The following is a 23,207-nucleotide window of genomic DNA, read 5'->3' on the forward strand; positions in this document are numbered from 1 at the left end:
CAATGTAGGAGCTGTCGAGTGAAACGAGGCTGCGATCTTTTGATCTTTTGCTTTAAGAGCTGACTTTTTTACGCGGTACGATTCTCTTCAGCAATTGCTTCGCCTTCCCACGCAACCGCGCCAAACCGGAATCTTTCCCCGGCGGGCTCAAACCCTGTTGCCGCACCCAATCCTTCCAGCGAATTCGCTCATCTCTCACCAGCCAGCCTTCCTGCTGGGCAAAACTCTCTGCCAGGTACAACCCGCGAGTGCTCGCCGGGTACAGCTGATCCTTTTTCAAGGTATAGAGCTCGGCCATCGGTTGGCCATCCTGCAGCGGCATCAGATACAAATCGGGACGTTTTCGATCGAGCCGGGCCACCAGTTGATCGCCTTCCAGTCGTTCGTCGACATGGAACAGGCTCAGGGATTTGGCTTCCTTGGGCACCTCCAGGCGCAAGTCATAGATCAATTGCAGCGAGGCCGTCGGCAAATGCACGTAAGCCCGCGGGCGTTCGATCAACTGCATCTTGGCGCAACGCACCGGCCGTGCCGAACCGGACAACGGCGTCAGGCGAAACGGCAGGGCTTCGCGATAATGCAGCGCGGACGAGTAGGGCGCCGGCAGCCACGTGTCGTTGAAACGCCCGCCGAGCCAGCCCTCCGGGGTTTCCAGCAGACACTCTTCGGCAATTTCCTGAATCGCGGTGTGCAGTGGCAGGTTCAGCTCATGGGCGGGCACGTAGCCGGAGATCAGTTTGAGCACCACGTCGCCGCGGTCTTGCCGACGCTGACGCACCAACACCCAGTAATCGCGGTTCTGCCAATGCAGGGTCAGGCGCACCGAGACCCCGAGGTTGGCCAGCTCAAGCGAAAACCGCTGAGTGTCGGCGACCGTCACCGGGCGGCGACGTTGCAGCGTCTGGGAGAAATTGAGCGGCATCCCGACGCTTTGATAACTCAGGCCTTCGGGAGTCGCTTCGACAAATAACGGCAGGGTCTTGAAGTTGCTCGGGTTCTTTCTTATGAGCGTACGCGGCATGTCGGCTCCTGCTTAAGGCCGCGTGGGCGGCATCAGTTTCTACGTAGGACCTGGGCAACGGTCGCGACGTTATGGGCGAGGTGCAGCGGATTAATGGTCCCGACAATAGCACTGGCAACGCCCGGATGTTCAAACAACAACTCGAAGCTGGCGCGAACGGGGTCCACGCCCGGGCTCAGGCAAACATGACCGCTGGCGAGGGCTTTTTTGACCAGAATGGCTTTGCCGTGAGCAGCAGCATAGTCAATGACCGGCTTCTCGTTCTGCTCGTTCAGATTGTAGGTGACCATCGCGCAATCACCTTGTTCCAGAGCCTTCAAACCGCCTTCGACGGTTTTGCCGGAAAAACCGAAGCCGCGAATCTTGCCTTCGCTCTTCAGCTCGGCGAGGGTTGCATAGACTTCACTGTCGTTGAGGATGGTCAGGTCGTTGCCGTCGGAGTGCACCAGCACCAGATCGATGAAGTCCGTTTCCAGCCGTTGCAGACTACGTTCCACCGACAGCCGGGTGTGGGCGGCGCTGAAATCGTGGCTCGACTGGCCGTCGGCAAACTCTTCGCCGACCTTGCTGACGATCACCCAATCCTGGCGCTGCCCACGCAGCAATGGCCCGAGGCGTTCTTCGCTGCGGCCATAGGCCGGGGCGGTGTCGATCAGGTTGATGCCCAGGTCGCGCGCGAGTTTGAGCAGCATGCGCGCTTCGTCATCATCGGGAATCTGAAAACCGTTGGGGTACTTCACGCCTTGGTCACGGCCGAGTTTTACCGTGCCCAAGCCCAGTGGCGAAACCAGCAGGCCGGTGCTGCCCAACGGGCGATGCAGATCGTGCAAGGTTGGTTGGCTCATGGCAGCAGTTGCTCCCAGGCAGGGACGCCCATCGGCGGTTTTGGCAGGTCGGGCAGCGGCGTCGGATGGCTTGGCTGGATGCCGTCGCGCTGCAAGGACGCGATGACGCGATCAGCAAAGTCCGGAGCCAGCGCCAGTTTGGTTGGCCAGCCGACCAGTAGCCGGCCTTCTTCGGCAAGGAATGCATTGTCAGGACGGGTCAGTCCCGATTGCAACGGCTCGGCGCGATCCACTCGGAGGGTGGCCCATTGCGCTGTGCTCAAGTCGATCCATGGCAGCAACTGGCCGAGTTCTTTCTGCGCGGTGGCAATTTGCTCGGCGGGTTCGCGGGCGACACCTTCGGCTTCAGCGATATCGCCGCCCAGATACCAGACCCATTGACCATCGGCGGCCGGATGGGTGGTCACGGTAATGCGCGGCTTGGTGCCGCCGCCCAGGCAGTGGGCATACAGTGGTTTGAGACCCGGACCTTTGGCGATGATCATGTGCAACGGCCGGCGTTGCATGGCGGGCTGACTCAATCCCAGGGCATCGAGCAACGCTGCCGTACCGGCACCGGCGCTCAAGACGATGCGCTGGGCGCGAATCTCGCGCTCGTCGACCTTCAGGCCGACCAGTTTTCCACCCTCCAGCAACGGTTCGATGTTCTGACCGGCGAGCAGGCCATCACCCGCCAGATCGGCCAGGCGCTGGATCAGGCTCGGCACGTCGATCACCAGTTCCGCCAGGCGATAGACCTTGCCCTTGAAGCGCTTGTCTTGCAGGGCAGGCGGCAGTTGATCACCCTTGACCTGGTCGACACGGCCGCGCACCGCTTTGCTGGCGAAGAAACTGGTGAGATTGCCGGCGATCGTGCCGGGGGACCAGAGGTAATGAGCTTCGGACAGCAGGCGCACGCCGGTCAGGTCCAGTTCGCCGTCACCGGCCAGGGCTTCGCGCCAGCGCCGAGGCATGTCAGAGATGGCTTCCGAGGCACCGGTCAAGGCGCCATGCAATGCGTACTTGGCGCCGCCATGGATGATGCCTTGGGACTTCACGCTTTGCCCGCCACCGAGGCTGGCGCTTTCCACCAGCACGGTCGAAAAACCCTGGCGGCGCAGGCGCGCATTCAGCCAGAGGCCGGCGACACCAGCGCCGACAATCAGAACGTCGGTGGAAATAACGGATGGCATGCAGCGACCTCAGTGTTCAAGACGAGGGCGCAGTATACAGACTCATGGATCGGAGCTAAGGCGTGAAAAAAGATCGCAGCCTTCGGCAGCTCCTACAGGGTTATGTGTACACCCGTGTAGGAGCTGCCGAAGGCTGCGATCTTTTTCGTCAATGCCCCGCGGTTTTGGAGAAGAGCTGGATGACAACGACGCCCAGTACGATGAGCGCCATCCCCAGCATTGCCGGCACATCCAGCTTCTGCCCGTAGATAAACAGCGCCGCAACGCTAACCATCACGATCCCCATGCCGGCCCACACCGCGTAAGCCACTCCCACCGGAACGCTACGCACCACCAGCGTGAGCATCCAGAAGGCGATGCCATAGCCGACAATCACCAGAATCAGAGGCAGTGGCGTGCTGAAGCCTTTGACCGCTTTCATCGAAACGGTGGCGATCACTTCGGCGCAGATGGCAATGGCCAGGTAGTAGTAAGCGGTCATAGGTGCATCCTCGTGTGAAGTGTTGCTGTCTGAGGTCGGCATTTTAGAGATTCTCCAGATGCGGTAAAGTCATTACCTATCTGTTATGAAGATGGGTTGAGCCATGAACACGCAATGGAATCTGGAGCAGCTGCGGCTGTTTGTCAGCGTAGCGGAGCAGCGTTCGTTTTCTGCGGTGGCGCGGGATCAGCGCAAGGCGCAGTCGGCGGTCAGCAGTTCGATTGCGTTGCTGGAAGAGGACCTGGGCGTCAGCCTGTTCGACCGCAGCAGCGGCCGCCAGCCGAAACTCACCGAGGCCGGTAACGCATTGCTGGACGAGGCGCGGGAAGTGCTGCGCCAATGCGAACGCCTTAATGGACGGGCGCTAGCAATGATGCGCGGCCAGGAGGCGCGTTTGCGTGTGGCCCAGGATGAGGCGATGCCCTATCAGCCGATCATCGAAAGCTTCGAAGCCCTGGCTCAACAATTTCCCAGCCTTGAAGTGCAGCTGACCAGCGCCGCCCAAGGCGATGTCGCGCGCAAACTGGTGGAGCGTCGGGCCGATCTGGGGTTGCTGTTTTATCACGACCAGATTCCTGAAGCGCTCGAGCGGCGGGTGTTGGGCAGTGTCGAAATGGTCACGGTGTGCGGCGTCGGGCATCCATTGGCGAAGCAGGCTCAGGTCGATTGTCAGCAACTGGCGCAGCATCGTCAGTTGCTGATGTCCACACAGTCCAGCGTCTATCCCGGCAGCGAACCCGCCAGCCCGCAAGTCTGGCGGGCCGACAGTTTTTACGTGATGGCTGAATGGCTGGTGCGCGGCCTCGGTTGGGCCTGGCTGCCGCGCCACGTGGTGCAGTACCCGGCGTATCAGGATCTGATGGTCGAACTGGTCAGCGAATGGACTCCGCCAGCGCTGGTGGTGGAGCTGGTCTGGCGCCGCGATGAACCTCTGGGGCCGGCGGCTCGTTGGCTGGCGGAACGTTTTGCCGTGCACTTGCAGGCGATCGGTGACAAAAGCCGATAAACTCCGCCGCCATGAATAGAACTCTCTACACCGCGCTGTTTTACCTGGGGCTGCCATTGGTAGCGATTCGGCTTTGGCTGCGGGCGCGCAAGGCGCCGGCGTACGCCAAGCGCATTGGCGAACGTTTCTCCCTCGGGCTGCCGATGATGAAAACGGGCGGCATCTGGGTGCATGCGGTGTCGGTGGGCGAAAGCATTGCCGCGGCGCCGATGATTCGCGCCTTGCTGCAACGTTATCCACAGTTGCCCATTACCGTGACCTGTATGACCCCGACCGGTTCGGAGCGCATCCAGGCGCTGTTCGCCAATGAACCGCGCATCCAGCACTGTTATTTGCCTTATGACTTGCCTTGCGCAGCGGAGCGATTCCTTGATCGGGTCCAGCCGAAACTGGCGGTTATCATGGAAACCGAGCTCTGGCCGAACCACATTCACCAATGCGCCAAACGTGGGATTCCAGTGGCGCTCGCCAATGCGCGACTCTCCGAGCGTTCGGCCAAGGGCTATGGCCGCTTCGGCAAACTGACCCAGCCGATGCTCGCCGAGATGAGCCTGTTCGCGGTGCAAACCGAGGCCGAGGCCCAGCGCTTCCGCGATTTGGGTGCGCGTTCGCAAACCGTGGAAGTGACCGGCTCTATCAAGTTTGATCTGACTATCGACCCGGCACTGCTTCAGCGTGCCGCCCAGTTGCGTGCGCAATGGCAGGCGCAGGAGCGTCCGGTGTGGATCGCCGCGAGTACTCACGAAGGTGAAGACGAAGTGGTGCTGGCGGCTCATCGTCAGTTGCTCGCCAATCATCCCGATGCCTTGCTGATTCTGGTGCCGCGTCATCCGGAGCGTTTTAATTCGGTGTTCGAGTTGTGTCGGCAGCAGGGTTTCGCCACCGTGCGTCGGTCCACTGGCGACCCGGTCACCGCGCAAACTTCGGTGCTGCTGGGCGATACCATGGGCGAGTTGCTGTTTCTGTATGCCTTGGCTGACAGCGCTTTTGTTGGCGGCAGTCTGGTGCCGAACGGCGGGCACAACCTGCTGGAGCCGGCGGCTCTGGCCAAACCGGTGTTGAGCGGGCCGCACCTGTTCAACTTCCTCGAAATTGCCGCGCAGTTGCGCAGCGCCGGGGCGTTGCAGGAAGTGGAGGATGCCGAAGGTCTGGCGCTGGCGGTGCAGCGGCTGTTCGAGTTGCCGAGCGATGCGCAGCGGATGGCGGAGGCGGGGTTGAAAGTCATGCGCACCAATCAGGGCGCGTTGCAGCGGTTGCTGGATGGGTTGGGGCGGTTGATCGAGCGTTAGACCGAGTCGCTTGACATAAAAAGATCGCAGCCTTCGCCAGATCCGGCGGCAGGAAGTCCTTGTCCGGGTTGTAATCGGCCTTCAGATAACGCGCCAGATCCTGCAAGTCCCCCGGGTTCAAAGTGCCCGCGGCCTGTTTCAAACGCAGGTTGTCGAGGATGTAGTCGTAGCGAGTATTGTTGTAGTCGCGCACCGAGGTGTACAGCTGACGCTGGGCATCCAGTACGTCGACGATGTTTCGTGTGCCCACCTGATAACCGATTTCGGTCGCTTCCACGGCGCTTTGGTTGGAGATGATCGACTGCTTGCGCGCCTGCACCTGCTCGACGTCGGTGTTCACCGCGCGGTGCAGATTGCGGGTGCTTTCCACCACTTGCCGGCGCAGGGATTCACGTTGCTGCTCGGACTGATCCAGCTGTGCATACGATTGACGCACCTGGGAATTGATCAGGCCGCCGCTATAGATCGGGATGTTCAGTTGCAGGCCAACCGTCGTTTGCTCGACGTTGCCACCGTACGGTTGGGGGAAGCCATTCGGGTTGCTGAAGCCCAAAGCGTCGTTGTCACCTTTCTCGTACTTCGCCACGGCGTCGAGGGTCGGCGCATGGCCGGCCTTGCGCTGCTTGAGGGTTTCTTCGGCGGCGCTGACGGCGTAGTTGCTCGCGAGCAGATTGAGGTTCTGTTTGGCTGCCGTATCGACCCAGGCCCTGGCGTCGTTCGGTGCTGGCGGCAGGATCGGCAAGGTATGGGAAATGCCCCAGATCGAGTTGTACTGACGGTTGGTCAGGGTGATCAGGGCTTCGAACGCATCATCTACCTGGCGCTGCGCGACGATCCGGTTGGCCCGCGCGGTGTCGTAACTGGCCTGGGATTGCAGCACGTCGGTCTTGTCCGACAGGCCGACATCAAAGCGCTCGTTGGACTGATCGAGCTGGCGTTTGAACGCGGCTTCTTCGGCCTTGGTTGACGCCAGGTTGTCCTGGGTTCGCAAGACATTGAAGTAGCTGACGGCTGTTTGCAGAATCAGGTTTTGCTCGGTCGCCGAGAGTTGCAGCGCGGCTTGTTCGTTGACGTCCTTGGCGGCCTGGAACTGAAACCAGCGATCGGCACGGAACAGTGGTTGAGCCAGGGTCGCCTGATAGGAATGCGCGTTACGGTTAGCGGTGGCCGAAGGCTGATCGAGCGCAGTGCGCACGCTGGCCATTTCGGCGCCGCCCGAGAGATTGGGTAGCAGCCCAGCGCGGGCCTGAGGCACGACTTCTTTCTGCGCACCATATTGGGCAACGGCGGCGGCGAGGTCGGCGTTGTTGTCCTTCGCTTCCTGGTACACGCTGACCAGATCGTTTTTGGTCGATAAGGGCGCTTCTGCTGCCCAGGCCATTCCATTGGACGCACAAGACACGGCAAGGGCCAGTGAGAGTTTGCGCAGCATGAGGCCATCCCTAAAAATTACGCTGATAATTTGAGCGCCAAGGCTACGGCGCGGCTCATACAGCGTCAAGGCGCGGTATGGCGTAGCGAGTGTAGTTGTGCGCAACGACCGCAACAATCCTGCAATTGCGCCATTCATCATGGTGTTTACTGCGGTGTTGGCGTTCTTTGGCAGTTGTGTCTAGACTGGCCGGGTTCTTGTCGGGGTGCCTTGCTATGAGGCTGAGATCGAATAATTTCGGATCCCGTTGAACCTGATCAGGTTAGCGCCTGCGTAGGGAACAAGATTTCTCGTCACCCGGCGAGTCCTCTTGTGCTTCGTCCGGGATGTTGTTCGACAATCGAACACCCCTCGAGCACTGAGCACAGCACAGCTGGTTTCCCCAGCGCATGTGCGTCCATTCGTTTACAGGTTCGCTCCGACAAAAATCCACTGCCTGGATGTGTGTCTGGAGAGCCCGTGATGACTACAAAATCAAAAATCGCAACCAACCTGAGTGACTCGGCCAAGGTCGATCAACAATCGGTTCAGCCGTTTACCCGCTCGCAAAAAATCTATGTTCAGGGCTCTCGCCCGGACATCCTCGTGCCGATGCGCGAAATCAGCCTTGATGTGACCCCGACCGACTTCGGCGGTGAGATCAACGCGCCTGTCGTTGTGTACGACACCTCGGGCCCTTACACCGACCCCAACGTCATCATCGATGTGCGCAAAGGCCTGGCCGATGTGCGTTCGCCGTGGATCGAGTCCCGTGGCGACACCGAGCGCCTGCCAGGTCTGAGTTCCAACTTCGGCCAGGAACGCCTCGCCGATGCCGAGCTGACCAAGCTGCGTTTCGCTCACGTGAACAATCCGCGCCGGGCCAAGGCCGGGGCCAACGTCAGCCAGATGCACTACGCCCGCCAAGGCATCATTACCGCGGAGATGGAATACGTCGCCATCCGCGAAAACATGAAGCTTGAAGTGGCTCGCGCCGCTGGCCTGCTGGACCAGCAACACGCCGGTCACAGCTTCGGTGCCAGCGTGCCGAAAATCATCACCCCCGAATTCGTCCGTGAAGAGATCGCCCGCGGTCGCGCGATCATTCCGGCCAACATCAACCACACCGAACTGGAACCGATGATCATCGGCCGTAACTTCCTGGTGAAGATCAACGGCAACATCGGCAACAGCGCACTGGGTTCGTCCATCGAAGAAGAAGTGGCGAAACTGACCTGGGGCATTCGCTGGGGTTCGGACACGGTCATGGACTTGTCCACCGGCAAACACATTCACGAAACCCGCGAGTGGATCATCCGTAACTCGCCGGTGCCGATCGGTACGGTGCCGATTTATCAGGCCCTGGAAAAAGTCGGCGGCGCTGCCGAAGACCTGACCTGGGAGCTGTTCCGCGACACGCTGATCGAACAGGCCGAGCAGGGCGTCGACTACTTCACCATCCACGCCGGCGTATTGCTGCGCTACGTGCCACTGACCGCCAAGCGCGTCACCGGCATCGTTTCCCGTGGTGGTTCGATCATGGCCAAGTGGTGCCTGGCGCACCACAAAGAGAACTTCCTCTACACCCATTTCGAAGACATCTGCGAAATCATGAAGGCCTACGACGTCAGCTTCTCGCTGGGCGATGGCCTGCGTCCGGGCTCGATTGCCGACGCCAACGACGCCGCACAATTCGGTGAGCTGGAAACGCTGGGCGAGCTGACCAAAATCGCCTGGAAACACGACGTGCAATGCATGATCGAAGGCCCGGGCCACGTGCCGATGCAGTTGATCAAAGAGAACATGGACAAGCAGCTTGAGTGCTGCGACGAGGCGCCGTTCTACACCCTCGGCCCGCTGACCACGGACATCGCGCCAGGCTACGACCACATCACCTCGGGGATCGGTGCGGCGATGATCGGCTGGTTCGGTTGCGCCATGCTCTGCTACGTGACGCCGAAGGAACACTTGGGTCTGCCGAACAAGGATGACGTGAAGACCGGGATCATCACCTACAAGATCGCCGCGCATGCCGCCGATCTGGCAAAAGGGCATCCGGGGGCGCAGATCCGCGACAATGCGTTGAGCAAGGCGCGTTTCGAATTCCGTTGGGAAGACCAGTTCAACCTGGGCCTTGATCCGGACACTGCTCGTTCGTATCACGATGAGACCCTGCCGAAGGATTCGGCCAAGGTCGCGCACTTCTGCTCCATGTGCGGGCCGAAATTCTGTTCGATGAAGATCACCCAGGAAGTCCGTGAATACGCGGCCAACCAGCGCATCGAAACCGTCGACGCCGAAGTCGCCAAGGGACTGGCGGAACAGGCGGAGCGGTTCAAACAGGAAGGCAGTCAGCTGTACAAGAAGGTTTGATCTGACCTGAGGTCGGCGGTGCTTGCACCGCCGCTTTCGCGAGCAAGCTCGCTCCCACAAGGGATTTGTGAGCGCTGCAAGTCCCCTGTGGGAGCGAGCTTGCTCGCGATGGCGATCAAAAGAACAACAAATGTCCCTCTGAGATAACACCCTTGAGCATTCAACCCAGCACTTATTCCCCTGATATCGCGGTGCCCAAAGACAAACGTGTCTTCGGCGGCCGCGATCTGTTTTCCCTGTGGTTCTCCCTCGGCATCGGCCTGATGGTCCTGCAGACCGGCGCATTGCTCGCGCCAGGTCTGGGTCTGTCCGGCTCGTTGCTGGCCATCTTCCTCGGTACGCTGGTCGGTGTTCTGCTGCTGGCCGCCGTCGGCGTGATCGGCAGCGACACCGGCCTGTCATCGATGGCCGCGCTCAAACTCAGCCTCGGTGCAAAAGGCGCGAGCCTGCCTGCCGTATTGAACCTGCTGCAACTGATCGGTTGGGGCTCGTTCGAAATCATCGTCATGCGCGATGCCGCCAGCCTGCTCGGCGTGCGTGCGTTCAGCGAAGGCAGTCTGTTGTCCAATCCATTGCTCTGGACTGTGTTCTTTGGTGGTTTGGCGACCTTGCTGGCCGTCAGTGGTCCGCTGACATTCGTGCGACAGATCTTGCGCAAGTGGGGCATCTGGTTGCTGTTGGCCGCGTGCATCTGGCTGACCTGGAACCTGTTCGCCAAAGCCGATCTGGCGGCGTTGTGGGCGCAGGCCGGTGATGGTTCGATGCCGTTCGCCGTGGGCTTCGACATTGCCATCGCCATGCCGCTGTCCTGGCTGCCACTGATTGCCGACTACTCGCGTTTCGGCAAGCGTGCCAAAAACGTGTTCAGCGGCACGGCACTGGGCTTCTTTATCGGTAACTTCTGGCTGATGAGCCTGGGCGTGGCCTACACCCTGGCGTTTGCGCCGAGCGGTGAAGTGAATGCCTTGCTGTTGGCATTGGCGGGTGCTGGCCTCGGGATTCCGCTGCTGCTGATCCTGTTGGACGAGTCGGAAAATGCCTTCGCCGACATTCACTCGGCAGCCGTTTCCAGCGGGATTTTACTGCGCTTGAAAGTTGAGCATCTTGCGCTGGCGATTGGCGTGATCTGCACACTGATCGCGTGCCTGGCGCCATTGGCCCAGTACCAGAACTTCCTGCTGTTGATCGGTTCGGTGTTTGCGCCGCTGTTCGGCGTGGTGCTGGTGGATCACTTCATCCTGCGCAAACGCGGTGCTCGCGTGGCGTCAGCCGCATTGCGCTGGCCGGCGTTGCTCGCCTGGTTGGGCGGGGTAAGCACCTATCATTTGCTGGCTAATCTGTATCCGGACATCGGCGCAACCCTGCCGTCACTGATTCTGGCAGGGCTGCTGCAACTCGTGCTGGGTCGGGCCTTCAGTTACGGCCAGGAAACAGCTCGGGCTTGAGAATGCCGTTCAGGCGTGGGTAAGGGATCTTCAGTTCGACGTGACCTAGCGCGTAAGGCGCGATGGTGCTCACCTCGTACTTGAGGATCACCCCGCCGTACGTCAGCGCAACGTTTTGGGTTTTGACGAAGGGCCAGCTCTTCACGAATTCTGGCTCCTGATCGAGCTTGGTGCTGATCAACCAACTGTTGTGTGCCACCTGCGCGGCTTTCCAGAACGCCTCTTCCTGCCCCGGCACCAACATGTCCGACAGTGTCAGCACTTTGTGTTGCTGGCGCGAATAGTTGATGAAGCTGCGGCCCGGCGTGCCATGGGCGCCCCCGGTGTCCAGGTAGCTGGAAAATTCGACGATCACCAAGCCGTCATGCTGTTCACGTACCTTGGCTTGCAGGTAGCTGCTGTTACGCGGGCCGGCACTGCTCAAAAATTGCTCGCGATACGCTGCCAGCGTCGGCGCTACCTGGGCGTCGGGCGAGGTGCGGGTCATTTGCAGCAGGCGTTTTTCGATAATGCCGTCCAACTGCGGTTCGGCAGGGAAGCGCAGCGTATCGATGTTCACCAGCGGGCAGTCAGGTGTTGTGCAACCCGGTTTCAGCTGCTCGGAGGCATCGCGGGTAGTTTCCAGCGGCGTCCGGTAGTTGGGTTGGAACAAACTCTGGCAGGCGCCCAGGGTCAGGGCGATTGCGGCCACGGAGGCGATTTTAAAAAGCGACATGGGCGTCCTTCATAAAACAGGGAAAGGCAAAAAGTTATCCGCTTCGACTCTCAACGAAGCAGTCAGTTCGCCACTAAGCTAATTAGAGTTGGTTTCGCCCTCACCGTCTATCCCGCTGACTGTAAAGGGGCTGCATCAAAGGTCGCGGGCGCGTTAGGATGGCGCGAAGTCGAGGTTGCAAGTAACAAAAAGGAGCCTCGTAACGGATTTGCAGTAAAGAGGATTGTCATGACTGATTTTGCCAACGCCATTCCGACCGCCGTTGATATCGTCCGGCGCGAAAAGTGCTACGTGGGCTTCTATAAGCTCGATCGTGTGCACTTGCGTCACGAATTGTTCGCCGGTGGCATGAGTCGCGAGATCAATCGTGAAGTGTTTGTTCGCCACGATGCAGTGTGCGTGCTGCCTTACGATCCGCAACGCGATGAAGTGGTGTTGATCGAGCAGTTTCGCGTCGGCGCCATGGGCAAGATCGACAATCCATGGCTGATCGAGCTGGTCGCCGGTCTGATCGACAAGGATGAAGTGCCGGAAGAAGTTGCTCACCGCGAAGCGCAGGAGGAAGCTGGGCTTGTGTTCGGGGCGCTCTGGCCGATGACCAAATATTTTCCATCGCCGGGCGGCAGCAATGAATTCGTGCATTTGTACCTGGGGCGTTGCGACAGCACCGGCGTCGGCGGCCTGCATGGGCTGGAGGAAGAAGCAGAAGATATCCGCGTCACGGTCTGGGCGTTCGAAGATGCCCTGCAGGCCGTACGCGACGGACGAATTGCCAACGCGGCCAGCATCATTGCCTTGCAATGGCTAGCTTTGAACCGCGCTGAAGTGAGGGGGTTATGGTCGTAAACAAACTGCGCGATCGCTATCGGGTCGACCTTGTGGGGCTGCAAGCCTCCTGCGAGGCCAACTACGCGCGCCTGATGCGACTGCTACCGGACATGCGCAACGAGCCGGAGGCGCGGCGCATTGCCGTGACCCACGGCGACCAGATGCTCGGCGTACTGGCCCTCGAAGTGCTGCAGGTCTGTCCGTACACCACAACCTTGCAAGTGCGCCAGGAACACAGCCTGCCGTGGCTGCCGGTGCCGCAACTGGAAGTTCAGGTCTATCACGACGCGTGCATGGCCGAAGTCGTCAGCGCCGAACATGCGCGACGCTTTCGCGGCATCTATCCTTACCCGAATGCCTCAATGCATCAGCCGGACGAAAAGGCCCAGCTGAACATGTTTCTGGGCGAATGGCTGAGCCATTGCCTGGCCTGCGGACACGAGTACGCCGTCGTTCGATAGATGTGAACTGCGTCAGCTTCGCAGGTTTCCCCTTTTGATCGTCCCCCAGCATAATTGCGGCACTCATCCATCCCGTGATTCAGCCCTGGGAGAACGCCTTGCCGAGCGTATCCATTTTGACCACCGCCGATTCGGCGTTGCTGGTGCAACTTTCCGACAGTCATCTGTTTGCCGAGACGGACGGAACGTTGTTGGGCATGAATACCCGTGACAGCCTGCAAAAAGTCATCGAACTGGTGCGGCTTCAGCAGCCGCAGATCGACCTGATTATTGCCAGTGGCGATCTTTCTCAGGACGGGACGCTGGAGTCCTATCAGCAGTTTCGCGACCTGACGCGACAGCTCGATGCGCCGGCGCGCTGGATTCCCGGTAATCATGATGAGCCGCAGATCATGGCGGAGGCCGCCGTGCAGAGTGCGTTGCTGGAGCCGGTGGTGGATGTCGGTAACTGGCGTGTCACGTTGCTTGATTCAGCTGTGCCGGGTTCGGTGCCAGGGTATTTGCAAGATGAGCAGCTACAGTTGCTGGCCCGTTCGTTGAGTGAGGCGCCGGAGCGCCATCATCTGGTGTGCTTTCACCATCATCCGGTGTCGATCGGGTGTGCGTGGATGGAGCCCATTGGATTGCGCAATCCAGACGCGTTGTTTGCCGTGCTGGATCGGTTTCCGCAGGTGCGCGCTGTTTTGTGGGGGCATGTGCATCAAGAGATCGACCAGGATCGCAAGGGTGTGCGGCTGATTGCCTCGCCTTCCACGTGTATTCAGTTCGAACCGGGCAGTGATGATTTCAAGGTCAGTGACCAGGCGCCGGGGTATCGCTGGTTGCGACTTTTGCCGGATGGCCAGCTGGAAACCGGCGTGGAACGTGTCACCGGGTTCGACTTCCAGATCGATTACGGCTCCAACGGTTACTGAACTCTCAGAAAGACCGCGGCGCGGCCATCGCGAACAGGCTCGCTCCCACATTGGAATGCATACCCCTGTGGGAGCGAGCCTGCTCGCGATGGCGTCCGCCAAGACCTGATTCCCACGGATATCCCCGATCTCCCCATCTCCCTGTAAACTGCGCCTCTTTACCCGACGCACAGGGAGCTCAAATGTCCGGTTCGATCCTTTATATCCACGGTTTCAACAGCGCACCTTCGTCTAAAAAGGCCACGCAGTTGGTACAAGTAATGGAACGTCTGGGTTTGAGCGATCAGTTGCGCGTCCCGGCCTTGCATCACCATCCGCGTGAGGCCATCGGTCAGCTAAGCAAGGCGATTGAGGAGCTTGGGCGGCCACTGCTGGTCGGCAGCTCACTCGGCGGCTACTATGCGACTCACTTGGCCGAGCACCATGGCCTCAAGGCCCTGTTGATCAACCCTGCCGTCAGTCCGCACCGGATGTTCGACGGGTATCTGGGAACGCAGAAAAACCTGTATACCGATGAGGCCTGGGAGTTGACCCGCGACCACGTGACGGCCTTGGCCGAGCTGGAAGTGCCGGCACCCCAGGACCCGCAGCGGTATCAGGTGTGGTTGCAGACCGGCGATGAAACGCTGGACTATCGCCTCGCCCAGCAGTACTACCGGGCCTGTGCCTTGCGCATTCAGGCCGGCGGCGACCATAGTTTCCAGGGTTTTGCCACGCAACTTCCGGCAATGCTGAGTTTTGCCGGTATTGGCGCAGATTTGTATCAGGCGATCGATTTCACAGCACTGTGAACCCTCGCCCCTATTTTCAATGAACACTGACGACGAGACCCCATGGCCACTCCCAGCGCTAGCTCTTATAACGCAGACGCCATCGAAGTCCTCTCGGGCCTCGACCCGGTGCGCAAACGCCCCGGCATGTACACCGACACCAGTCGGCCGAACCACCTTGCCCAGGAAGTCATCGACAACAGCGTCGACGAAGCCTTGGCCGGGCACGCGACCTCGGTGCAGGTCATCCTGCACGCCGATCACTCCCTGGAAGTCAGCGATGACGGCCGCGGCATGCCGGTGGATATCCACGCCGAAGAAGGCGTGTCGGGCGTTGAGCTGATCCTCACCAAGCTCCACGCGGGCGGCAAGTTTTCCAACAAGAACTACCAGTTCTCCGGCGGTCTGCACGGGGTGGGTATTTCCGTGGTCAACGCCTTGTCGAACGAAGTCCGGGTGCGCGTAAAGCGTGACGGCAACGAATACCAGATGACCTTCGCCGGCGGTTACAAGAAAACCGAGCTGGAAATCATTGGTACCGTCGGCAAGCGCAACACCGGTACCAGCGTATTCTTCGCCCCGGACCCGAAATACTTCGATTCGCCGAAATTCTCCATCAGCCGCCTCAAGCACGTACTCAAGGCCAAGGCCGTTCTGTGCCCGGGGCTGCTGGTCAGTTTTGAAGACAAGGCCACCGGCGAGAAAGTCGAATGGCATTACGAAGACGGCCTGCGCTCCTATCTGGTGGACGCGGTCAACGGATTCGAGCGTCTGCCGGACGAACCGTTCTGCGGCAGCCTGGCCGGTAACAAAGAAGCGGTCGATTGGGCGCTGCTGTGGTTACCGGAAGGTGGCGACAGCGTTCAGGAAAGCTACGTCAACCTGATCCCGACGGCGCAGGGCGGTACCCACGTCAACGGTCTGCGTCAGGGCTTGCTCGATGCGATGCGCGAATTCTGCGAATTCCGCAGCCTGCTGCCACGCGGCGTGAAGCTGGCGCCGGAAGACGTCTGGGAACGCATCGCTTTCGTGCTGTCGATGAAGATGCAAGAGCCGCAATTCTCCGGCCAGACCAAAGAACGTCTGTCGTCCCGTGAAGCGGCCGCGTTCGTTTCCGGTGTGGTCAAAGATGCCTTCAGCCTGTGGCTTAACGCCAACCCCGAAACCGGCATGCTGCTGGCGGAACTGGCGATCAACAACGCCGGCCGTCGCCTGAAGGCCAGCAAGAAGGTCGAGCGCAAGCGCATCACGGCGGGGCCGGCACTGCCGGGCAAACTCGCCGACTGCGCCGGGCAGGACCCGATGCGCTCCGAGCTGTTCCTGGTGGAAGGTGATTCCGCCGGTGGTTCGGCCAAGCAGGCGCGAGACAAAGAATTTCAAGCGATCCTGCCGTTGCGCGGCAAGATTCTGAACACCTGGGAAGTCGACGGCAGCGAAGTGCTGGCCAGCCAGGAAGTGCACAACATCGCCGTCGCCATCGGCGTCGATCCGGGCTCGGCGGACATCGCTCAGCTGCGTTACGGCAAGATCTGCATCCTCGCCGACGCCGACTCCGACGGTCTGCACATCGCCACGTTGCTGTGCGCGTTGTTCGTCCAGCATTTCCGCCCGTTGGTGGATGCCGGTCATGTCTACGTCGCGATGCCGCCGTTGTACCGTATCGACCTGGGCAAAGAGATTTACTACGCCCTGGACGAAGCCGAACGCGATGGCATCCTCGATCGTCTGGTGGCCGAGAAGAAACGCGGCAAGCCGCAGGTCACCCGATTCAAAGGTCTGGGTGAAATGAACCCGCCGCAGCTGCGCGAAACCACCATGGACCCGAACACTCGGCGTCTGGTGCAGCTGACGCTGGACGATTTCGAAGCGACCTCGGAAATGATGGACATGCTGCTGGCGAAGAAACGCGCCGGTGACCGCAAATCCTGGCTGGAATCCAAAGGCAACCTGGCCGAGGTTCTTGGCTGATGCGGGTTGGCTTTGCCCTGGCGTGTGCGTTACTTCTGACCTCGGTTTCGGTGTTTGCCGAACCGCTGCCGAAACTGCGCCTGTTGTCCGAGCATCCCGTTGACGGTATGCGCGGCGGCAACCTGTCAGGGTTGGCCCAGTGCGGCAAGGATCTGTGGACGGTATCGGATCGCGACGACGATCAGATTTACCGGCTCGATACCCGCGACCGGGTATGGCAAGCCGAAACCGTGGGCATCGGCGTACCACCGGTGCCAGACAGCGGGTTGCCCTGGGGCCTGCGTTCGCGGACCTGGCTGGCGTCGTTTGTCCGGGGCGGGGATCTGGATTTTGAAGGCATCACCTGCGACAGCGCCGGTAATCGCTATATCGTCAGCGAATCCCATGCCGCGATTCTACAAGTGCCGCCCGTTGGGCCATCGTCCTGGCTGAAGATCTCACCGATTTTGATTCGCGAAGCCCGGGCCAGCGGCATGCTGCTGCACTTCAATGCGTTGTTTGAAGGCTTGGCGATCAATCCGGCGGGTGATCAATTGTGGCTCGCCGCCGAGCGTCAAAGCCGTGGATTGTTGCTGATCAAGCGCAAACAAACGGTATGGGATTGCGATGGTGGCTGTGTGTTGCTGAGCGAAGCCGGGAAAGAAATGCAGCCGGCGCAGTTTCCCCGAGCCAAAGCAGTGTCCCGAGACTTTGCCGACCTGTCGCTGTTCAACGGCAAGCTGTTTACCCTTGAGCGCAACGCATACCAGATCTGCCGCCGTGATCCGGTGACGGCCAAGGTCGAGCGCTGCTGGTCGTTTGCCGATGAAGCCCTGCAGCCGCATCGCCGCTATTCAAATCCTTACGGCCTGACCGAAGCGTTGATTGTTGACGCCGAGGGCGCGTGGATTGGCACCGACAACAACAACGATGCCCGCGCCGATGGCGAGGAACGTCCGATCGTCTGGCGCTTTGCCGCGCCTGAAGGCGGCTGGAGCGCCAAGCCGTGAGCCAGCAAACGCCGGGAAAACGCGCCGGTCGGGTATTTATGGTGCTGGCCTGGTGCGCGGCGCTGTTTCTGGCCACGCGGTTTTTCGGTCAGTGGGAATCGCGTCAGCAGAACCCCAACACCGTCGTCAGCTCTGAGCAGGGCGAAGGTTTTATCGAAGTGAAACTGGCCAGCAACACACAGGGTCACTTCGTCGCCAGCGGCCAGATCAACAGTCAGCCGGTGGATTTCATGCTAGATACCGGGGCGACGGACGTGTCGATCCCGGCGGAAATGGCCGAACGGCTAAAACTGGAAAAAGGCTTTGGGGTGACCCTGAGCACGGCCAACGGCCGCACCCAGGGTTACCGAACCCGCATCGACCGGCTGCAACTGGGCGACATTGTGCTGCGTGATGTGCGCGCCCTCGTCGTGCCAGGCCTGGATGGCAAGCAAGTGCTGCTCGGTATGAGCGCGCTGAACAAACTTGAATTTACCCAGCGCGGTGGCACCATGCTGCTGCGCCAGACAACGAACCGATGAGGCCCGCATGAGCGACTCCCTTGATCTCAGCCTGGACGGTGTAGAACGCCGGTCACTGGCTGACTTCACCGAAAATGCCTACCTCAACTACTCCATGTACGTGATCATGGACCGTGCCTTGCCGCATATCGGCGACGGCCTGAAACCGGTACAGCGGCGCATTATCTATGCGATGAGCGAGTTGGGGCTGGACGCTGATTCCAAGCACAAGAAATCGGCGCGTACCGTCGGTGACGTGCTCGGCAAGTTCCACCCGCACGGCGATTCGGCCTGCTACGAAGCCATGGTCCTGATGGCCCAGCCGTTCAGCTACCGCTACACGCTAGTCGACGGCCAGGGTAACTGGGGGGCGCCGGATGATCCCAAGTCCTTCGCCGCCATGCGTTACACCGAGGCGCGGCTGTCGCGTTATTCCGAAGTGCTGCTCAGCGAACTGGGCCAGGGCACTGCGGACTGGGGCCCGAACTTCGACGGCACCCTCGACGAACCGCTGGTGTTGCCGGCGCGTTTGCCGAACATCCTGCTCAACGGCACCACCGGCATCGCCGTGGGCATGGCCACCGACGTACCGCCGCACAACCTGCGCGAAGTCGCCACGGCGTGCGTGCGTTTGCTTGATGAGCCCAAAGCCACGGTCGAACAGCTCTGCGAACACATCCAGGGCCCGGATTATCCGACCGAAGCGGAAATCATCACGCCGCGCGCCGACCTGCTGAAAATGTACGAAACCGGCAAGGGCTCGGTGCGCATGCGCGCTGTTTACCACATTGAAGACGGCGACATCATCGTCACCGCGCTGCCGCATCAGGTATCCGGCGCGAAGGTGCTGGAACAGATCGCGGCCATGATGCAGGCCAAGCCGTCGAAAGCCCCACAGATCGCTGACTTGCGAGACGAATCCGACCACGAAAACCCGTGCCGGATCGTGATTATTCCGGGCGCACGCAAAAACTTTGACCACGATGCATTGATGACCCACCTGTTCGCCAGCACCGAGCTGGAGTCGAGCTACCGGGTCAACATCAACATCATCGGTCTGGACGGCAAGCCGCAGCTGAAAAATCTGCGCGCGTTGTTGGTCGAGTGGCTGGAATTCCGGGTCCAGACTGTGCGTCGTCGCCTGCAATTCCGCCTGGACAAGGTCGAGCGTCGCCTGCACCTGTTGGACGGTTTGTTGATCGCCTACCTCAACCTGGATGAAGTGATTCACATCATTCGTACCGAGGAGCACCCGAAAGCGGCGCTGATCGCGCGTTTCGCCCTGAGCGAAATCCAGGCCGACTACATCCTCGACACCCGTTTGCGTCAGTTGGCGCGACTGGAGGAAATGAAGCTGCGTGCCGAGCAGGATGAACTGCTCAAGGAACAGGCCAAGCTGCAAGCCCTGCTGGGCAGCGAAGCCAAGCTGAAAAAGCTGGTGCGTACCGAACTGATCAAGGACGCCGAAACTTACGGCGACGACCGTCGCTCGCCAATCGTCGAGCGCGCCGAAGCCAAGGCCCTGACCGAGCACGATCTGCTGCCAAACGAGAAAGTGACCGTCGTTCTGTCGGAAAAAGGCTGGGTTCGTTCTGCCAAGGGTCACGAAATCGACGCCACCGGGCTTTCCTACAAGGCCGGGGATGGTTTCAAGGCCTTGGCGCCCGGGCGCTCCAACCAGTTTGCGGTGTTTATCGACTCCACCGGTCGCAGCTATTCGGTGGCCGCGCACACGCTGCCATCGGCCCGTGGCCAGGGCGAACCGCTGACCGGCCGTCTGACGCCGCCGCCAGGGGCGAGCTTCGAATGCGTGCTGATGCCGGAAGACGACTCGCTGTACGTGATCGCGTCCGACGCCGGTTACGGTTTCGTGGTAAAAGGTGAAGACCTGCAAGCCAAGAACAAGGCGGGCAAGGCGCTGTTGAGCCTGCCGAACAACGCCAAGGTGATTCTGCCGCGTCCGGTGGCCGATCGTGAGCAGAACTGGCTGGCCTCGGTGACCACCGAAGGTCGCCTGCTGATCTTCAAGATCAGCGATCTGCCACAATTAGGTAAAGGTAAAGGTAATAAGATCATCGGGATTTCTGGTGAGCGTGTTGCCAGCCGCGAAGAATATGTTACGGACATCGCCGTTCTGCCGGATGGCGCCACATTGGTGCTGCAGGCCGGAAAACGTACCTTGTCACTGAAAGCGGACGACCTCGAACACTACAAAGGTGAGCGTGGACGTCGTGGTAACAAACTTCCACGTGGCTTTCAGAGGGTAGATGCGCTGCTCGTCGAAAACCTCAATTAAGCGTCCTAGAGCGCTCGATCTACGATTTAACGCGTAGATCGACGCTTTGGCGCTGGAGTCGGAACGCATATTCACGGATGATATGGCCTTTCAAGCGCCGGCGTGGCCGAGCGTTCTTCATATTTATTGAGTATTTTCACTGTGGTTAGCCTTGTGGCAGCCACCTGGATGGGACGATGACTGCTCTGCGCCTTCCTTTTATTTTGATGCTCGCTGGCGTTTTTGGCCTGGCGGGTTGCAGCGTTCACCAACCGGTGTCGCTGTATCAGCTGGACAGCGGAAGTCCGGCTCAGCCTGCGCAAAGCGCGGGCATGGCTGTATTGCTGGGTCCGGTAACGGTAGCCGATTACCTGCAACGCGAAACGTTGTTGCAGCGACAGCCGGATGGCAGCCTGCAAGCTTCGGCTGATGGTCGTTGGGCGGGTAGCCTGTCGTCTGATATTGATCAGCTGCTGCTGCGTCAGGTCGCCGGTCATCTGGACAGCCAGCGCGTGGTGCTGGCGCCAGCGACACTGGGCTTCACGCCGGATGTGCAGGTTCTGCTGACGATTACTCGCCTGGACTCGGGTGAGGGGCAACCGGCGATCCTTGATGCGCAATGGCGTCTGATCGACCGTCGTGGCCAGGTTCGTGATAACCGCATCATTCACCTGCAGGAACAGCATGCCGGTGGCACGGCGGCTCAGGTTCAGGCTCAGGGTGTATTGCTGCAGCGTCTGGCCGAGCAACTGTCGACGGCGCTCAAGCCGCTGGCTAACCAGCCACCGATCGCCGAAGCGCCAAAAAAACCAGCTGCCAAGCCGGCGGCACCAGCGGCAGAGCAGGATAAGCAACCGAAGATCCCGATGGCTTCGCCAATCCGGACCGATATGGAAGTATTCAGGTTCTAAGCCTGGATTGATCCAAGAGCAAAGCCCGCATTGATGCGGGCTTTGTTGTTTCTGCAGTTGAAGTTCTCTAGTGCTTTTCCTGGCCTCTTCGCGAGCAGGCTCGCTCCCACAGTGGATGTGTGGGTAGCCGAGACTACCTGTGGGAGCGAGCCTGCTCGCGAAGGCGTCGGGACAGGCAACAAAAAAGCCCGCAGACGAGTGATCATCTGCGGGCTTGGTTGTAGCTTCTAAGGCTTACGCCCGACGCTCATGCATCCGCGCCAGTTGCCGCTCGAGCATCGACGGATAAGGCTCCATCAGTCGCTCTACGCAACAAGCGCCTTCCGGGCTTGCGATCGGTCGGATTCGTGCGCGCTGGCGGATCAGCGCGTCGTCACCGATCTTGCGCTCCACCAGCAACAGGTTGCGGCTGTGTTGCGACAGGGCCAGCGCATCCTGAGCGGTTTCGGTCAGCAGCAGATCTATCTGGCTCAGGCCGAACAGCTCGTCACCCAGGGTCAGGCCCAGTTGCAATTGCAAGGTGATGCCGCTGTCGGCGACTTCGATCTGCAACTGATGGCCCAGAGCCCGCAACAGCTCACCGCAACAGATGGCATTGGTCAGGTAGTCATCGCCGCTGTCTTCGGTATGGAACAGCATCAGCGTGCTGCCATCGTTCAGAGTGTGCAGTTCGCTCTGGTAGAGCGAGGCGGCCTGATCGAGGCAGTCACGATAGCGTTTGAGCAGTTCTTCCAGGCGTGTGCGGGGCAGACGACGCAGCTGATCCTGAGCGCCCAGTTGCACGGCCAGCACCGCGCTGTGCTGCGGCACGTTCGATAGTTGCAGTTTGGCTACCGGTTTCGGCGCGGTCGAAGCTGATTCATCACGCAGGTCGGCAAATGCATCGTCGTCATCATCGTCTTCAACGGTACTGACAATGCGCCGTGGCGCAGGTTTGAGGCCGGCCACAGGCTTGGATTCATCGAAACTCGGGTCACGCAGATTGCGCATTTCGAAGGTCGGCTCGTTATCGTCCGCGTCTTCGTAGTCGCTTTCGTCGTATTCAGGCTCAGGAGCGGGTTCCGGCTCGGCGGGCTCTGGCGCGAAGTCGGCGTGCAGCTGGCGGGCCAGATCGCCGATCTCATCCTGACGCTCGGTGGCCGGGGTGTATTCGTCGATATGGCGCAGCCACACCCGCAATTGCAGCAACGGCGTGGAGATGTGCCGACCCAGGCGCAGACTCAAGGCCAGGGACAGCGCCAGCAGAATCGCGCTCAAAATGCCCATGCTTTGCAGGCTGATGGTCATCGGCTGCTGGAACTGATCCATGTCCAGGCTGATGCGCAGCTGCCCGGCGGTCACGTCCTGGAACGTGATCTTGCTCTGGTACATGCCTTCGGCTTCGCCCAGCAGGCTGTGCTTGGGGCGCTGACCGGCTTCGGCGAGGATGCGGTTATCCACGCTGTAGATGGCAGCGTGAGCCACCAGCTTGTTTTTGGTCAGGTTGTTGAGCAGCACGTTGAGGCTGAGGATGTCGTTGGACACCAACAGCTCCGTGGCGGACGTGGCAGTTTGCGTGGTCAGGCTTTCGCCCAGCGCATCCGCCTGCTCGTGCATGGCCTGCTTGAACTGCAAACCCATCACACAGGCATAAATCACCAGGGCCAGAGCGACCAGGATCACGTTATGGCTGGCAATGCGCAATGCAATCGGTACACGGCGGTGGCGCAGTGCACGGAAGATCAGCAGAAAGAAGTTATCGGTTTTTACTGGCGTGGGCCGGTTCACTTGAGCTCGGCTCTTTTGTCCGTGAAGTTGACGCGCAGTATAGCGACAGGCCCTAGACCGTCAAAG

General features: G+C 60.3%; 20 protein-coding genes and 1 riboswitch. Of the genes, 13 read left to right on the top strand and 7 right to left on the bottom strand.

Translation table 11 applies throughout. The features are described from left to right. Positions 1 to 52 precede the first annotated feature (52 nt). The 4 genes from EAH74_RS06560 to EAH74_RS06575 all read right to left on the bottom strand — a co-directional run bounded on the left by EAH74_RS06560 (position 53) and on the right by EAH74_RS06575 (position 3,519). Positions 53 to 1,021: a metal ABC transporter ATPase gene (locus tag EAH74_RS06560; protein ID WP_123369031.1), complete on the bottom strand. Its 969-nt coding sequence runs from the start codon at positions 1,019 to 1,021 to the stop codon at positions 53 to 55. 32 nt (positions 1,022 to 1,053) lie between these two features. After that, a complete protein-coding gene (locus EAH74_RS06565; RefSeq protein WP_140677149.1) occupies positions 1,054 to 1,866 on the bottom strand; it encodes an aldo/keto reductase in 813 nt (270 codons plus the stop codon). Then, positions 1,863 to 3,038: an NAD(P)/FAD-dependent oxidoreductase gene (locus EAH74_RS06570; RefSeq protein WP_140677151.1), complete on the bottom strand. Its 1,176-nt coding sequence runs from the start codon at positions 3,036 to 3,038 to the stop codon at positions 1,863 to 1,865. Before EAH74_RS06570 ends, EAH74_RS06565 begins: the two co-directional genes overlap by 4 nt. 148 nt (positions 3,039 to 3,186) lie before the next feature. After that, complete coding sequence (locus EAH74_RS06575; protein ID WP_008027887.1) at positions 3,187 to 3,519, bottom strand: DMT family transporter; 333 nt, start codon at positions 3,517 to 3,519, stop codon at positions 3,187 to 3,189. Positions 3,520 to 3,622: 103 nt separating this feature from the next. Between EAH74_RS06575 and EAH74_RS06580 the strand changes: the two genes are divergently transcribed. Together EAH74_RS06580 and waaA are read left to right on the top strand one after the other, a co-directional pair. Further along, on the top strand, positions 3,623 to 4,525 hold the full coding sequence (locus tag EAH74_RS06580) for a LysR family transcriptional regulator (RefSeq protein ID WP_140677153.1): 903 nt from the start codon (positions 3,623 to 3,625) through the stop codon (positions 4,523 to 4,525). An 11-nt stretch (positions 4,526 to 4,536) separates the two neighbouring features. Continuing rightward, positions 4,537 to 5,814 carry a lipid IV(A) 3-deoxy-D-manno-octulosonic acid transferase gene (waaA, locus tag EAH74_RS06585; protein ID WP_140677155.1) on the top strand — a complete coding sequence of 426 codons (1,278 nt, stop codon included), beginning with the start codon at positions 4,537 to 4,539 and terminating at the stop codon, positions 5,812 to 5,814. Here waaA and EAH74_RS06590 read toward each other — a convergent pair. Continuing rightward, positions 5,747 to 7,246 (bottom strand): TolC family outer membrane protein, encoded by a 1,500-nt coding sequence (locus tag EAH74_RS06590; protein WP_240050482.1) that lies wholly within the window; start codon positions 7,244 to 7,246, stop codon positions 5,747 to 5,749. The two genes, waaA and EAH74_RS06590, sit on opposite strands and share 68 nt — an antisense overlap. Positions 7,247 to 7,437: 191 nt before the next feature. Further along, a riboswitch (TPP riboswitch) is annotated at positions 7,438 to 7,543 on the top strand. Between the two features lie 165 nt (positions 7,544 to 7,708). Between EAH74_RS06590 and thiC the strand changes: the two genes are divergently transcribed. Next, positions 7,709 to 9,598, top strand: coding sequence for a phosphomethylpyrimidine synthase ThiC (gene thiC / locus EAH74_RS06595; protein WP_140677157.1), 1,890 nt, complete (start codon positions 7,709 to 7,711; stop codon positions 9,596 to 9,598). A 152-nt stretch (positions 9,599 to 9,750) separates the two neighbouring features. After that, positions 9,751 to 11,043 (top strand): putative hydroxymethylpyrimidine transporter CytX, encoded by a 1,293-nt coding sequence (gene cytX / locus EAH74_RS06605; RefSeq protein ID WP_140677161.1) that lies wholly within the window; start codon positions 9,751 to 9,753, stop codon positions 11,041 to 11,043. Here the strand turns inward: cytX and EAH74_RS06610 are convergent. Next, positions 11,012 to 11,758, bottom strand: a complete 747-nt coding sequence (locus EAH74_RS06610) for an RsiV family protein (RefSeq protein WP_140677163.1) — start codon at positions 11,756 to 11,758, stop codon at positions 11,012 to 11,014. The two genes, cytX and EAH74_RS06610, sit on opposite strands and share 32 nt — an antisense overlap. A gap of 228 nt (positions 11,759 to 11,986) precedes the next feature. Between EAH74_RS06610 and EAH74_RS06615 the strand changes: the two genes are divergently transcribed. The 9 genes from EAH74_RS06615 to EAH74_RS06655 all read left to right on the top strand — a co-directional run bounded on the left by EAH74_RS06615 (position 11,987) and on the right by EAH74_RS06655 (position 21,374). After that, positions 11,987 to 12,604, top strand: a complete 618-nt coding sequence (locus tag EAH74_RS06615; RefSeq protein WP_140677165.1) for an NUDIX domain-containing protein — start codon at positions 11,987 to 11,989, stop codon at positions 12,602 to 12,604. Then, positions 12,595 to 13,047 (top strand): DUF1249 domain-containing protein, encoded by a 453-nt coding sequence (locus EAH74_RS06620; RefSeq protein WP_008153350.1) that lies wholly within the window; start codon positions 12,595 to 12,597, stop codon positions 13,045 to 13,047. Before EAH74_RS06615 ends, EAH74_RS06620 begins: the two co-directional genes overlap by 10 nt. A gap of 98 nt (positions 13,048 to 13,145) precedes the next feature. Next, entirely contained in the window at positions 13,146 to 13,961 is an 816-nt protein-coding gene (gene cpdA / locus EAH74_RS06625) for a 3',5'-cyclic-AMP phosphodiesterase (RefSeq protein ID WP_140677167.1), read from the top strand. A 182-nt stretch (positions 13,962 to 14,143) separates the two neighbouring features. Continuing rightward, the gene (locus EAH74_RS06630) at positions 14,144 to 14,752 is read left to right on the top strand and encodes a YqiA/YcfP family alpha/beta fold hydrolase (protein ID WP_140677169.1); all 609 of its coding nucleotides are present in this window, start codon (positions 14,144 to 14,146) and stop codon (positions 14,750 to 14,752) included. A gap of 42 nt (positions 14,753 to 14,794) precedes the next feature. Further along, complete coding sequence (parE, locus tag EAH74_RS06635; RefSeq protein WP_140677171.1) at positions 14,795 to 16,699, top strand: DNA topoisomerase IV subunit B; 1,905 nt, start codon at positions 14,795 to 14,797, stop codon at positions 16,697 to 16,699. Next, positions 16,699 to 17,688, top strand: a complete 990-nt coding sequence (locus EAH74_RS06640; RefSeq protein WP_140677173.1) for an esterase-like activity of phytase family protein — start codon at positions 16,699 to 16,701, stop codon at positions 17,686 to 17,688. The genes parE and EAH74_RS06640 overlap by 1 nt, the downstream gene beginning before the upstream one ends. After that, the gene (locus EAH74_RS06645; protein WP_140677175.1) at positions 17,685 to 18,209 is read left to right on the top strand and encodes a retropepsin-like aspartic protease family protein; all 525 of its coding nucleotides are present in this window, start codon (positions 17,685 to 17,687) and stop codon (positions 18,207 to 18,209) included. Before EAH74_RS06640 ends, EAH74_RS06645 begins: the two co-directional genes overlap by 4 nt. Before the next feature lie 7 nt (positions 18,210 to 18,216). Beyond that, positions 18,217 to 20,484 (top strand): DNA topoisomerase IV subunit A, encoded by a 2,268-nt coding sequence (parC, locus tag EAH74_RS06650; protein WP_123369049.1) that lies wholly within the window; start codon positions 18,217 to 18,219, stop codon positions 20,482 to 20,484. Positions 20,485 to 20,660: 176 nt separating this feature from the next. Continuing rightward, positions 20,661 to 21,374: a PqiC family protein gene (locus EAH74_RS06655; protein ID WP_140677177.1), complete on the top strand. Its 714-nt coding sequence runs from the start codon at positions 20,661 to 20,663 to the stop codon at positions 21,372 to 21,374. Positions 21,375 to 21,608: 234 nt separating this feature from the next. Here EAH74_RS06655 and EAH74_RS06660 read toward each other — a convergent pair whose 3' ends face one another. Then, the gene (locus EAH74_RS06660) at positions 21,609 to 23,141 is read right to left on the bottom strand and encodes an AhpA/YtjB family protein (RefSeq protein WP_140677179.1); all 1,533 of its coding nucleotides are present in this window, start codon (positions 23,139 to 23,141) and stop codon (positions 21,609 to 21,611) included. Between the last annotated feature and the right edge of the window lie 66 nt (positions 23,142 to 23,207).

The sequence above is a fragment of the Pseudomonas mandelii genome, assembly GCF_006438925.1.
GTDB classification, from domain to species: domain Bacteria; phylum Pseudomonadota; class Gammaproteobacteria; order Pseudomonadales; family Pseudomonadaceae; genus Aquipseudomonas; species Aquipseudomonas mandelii_C.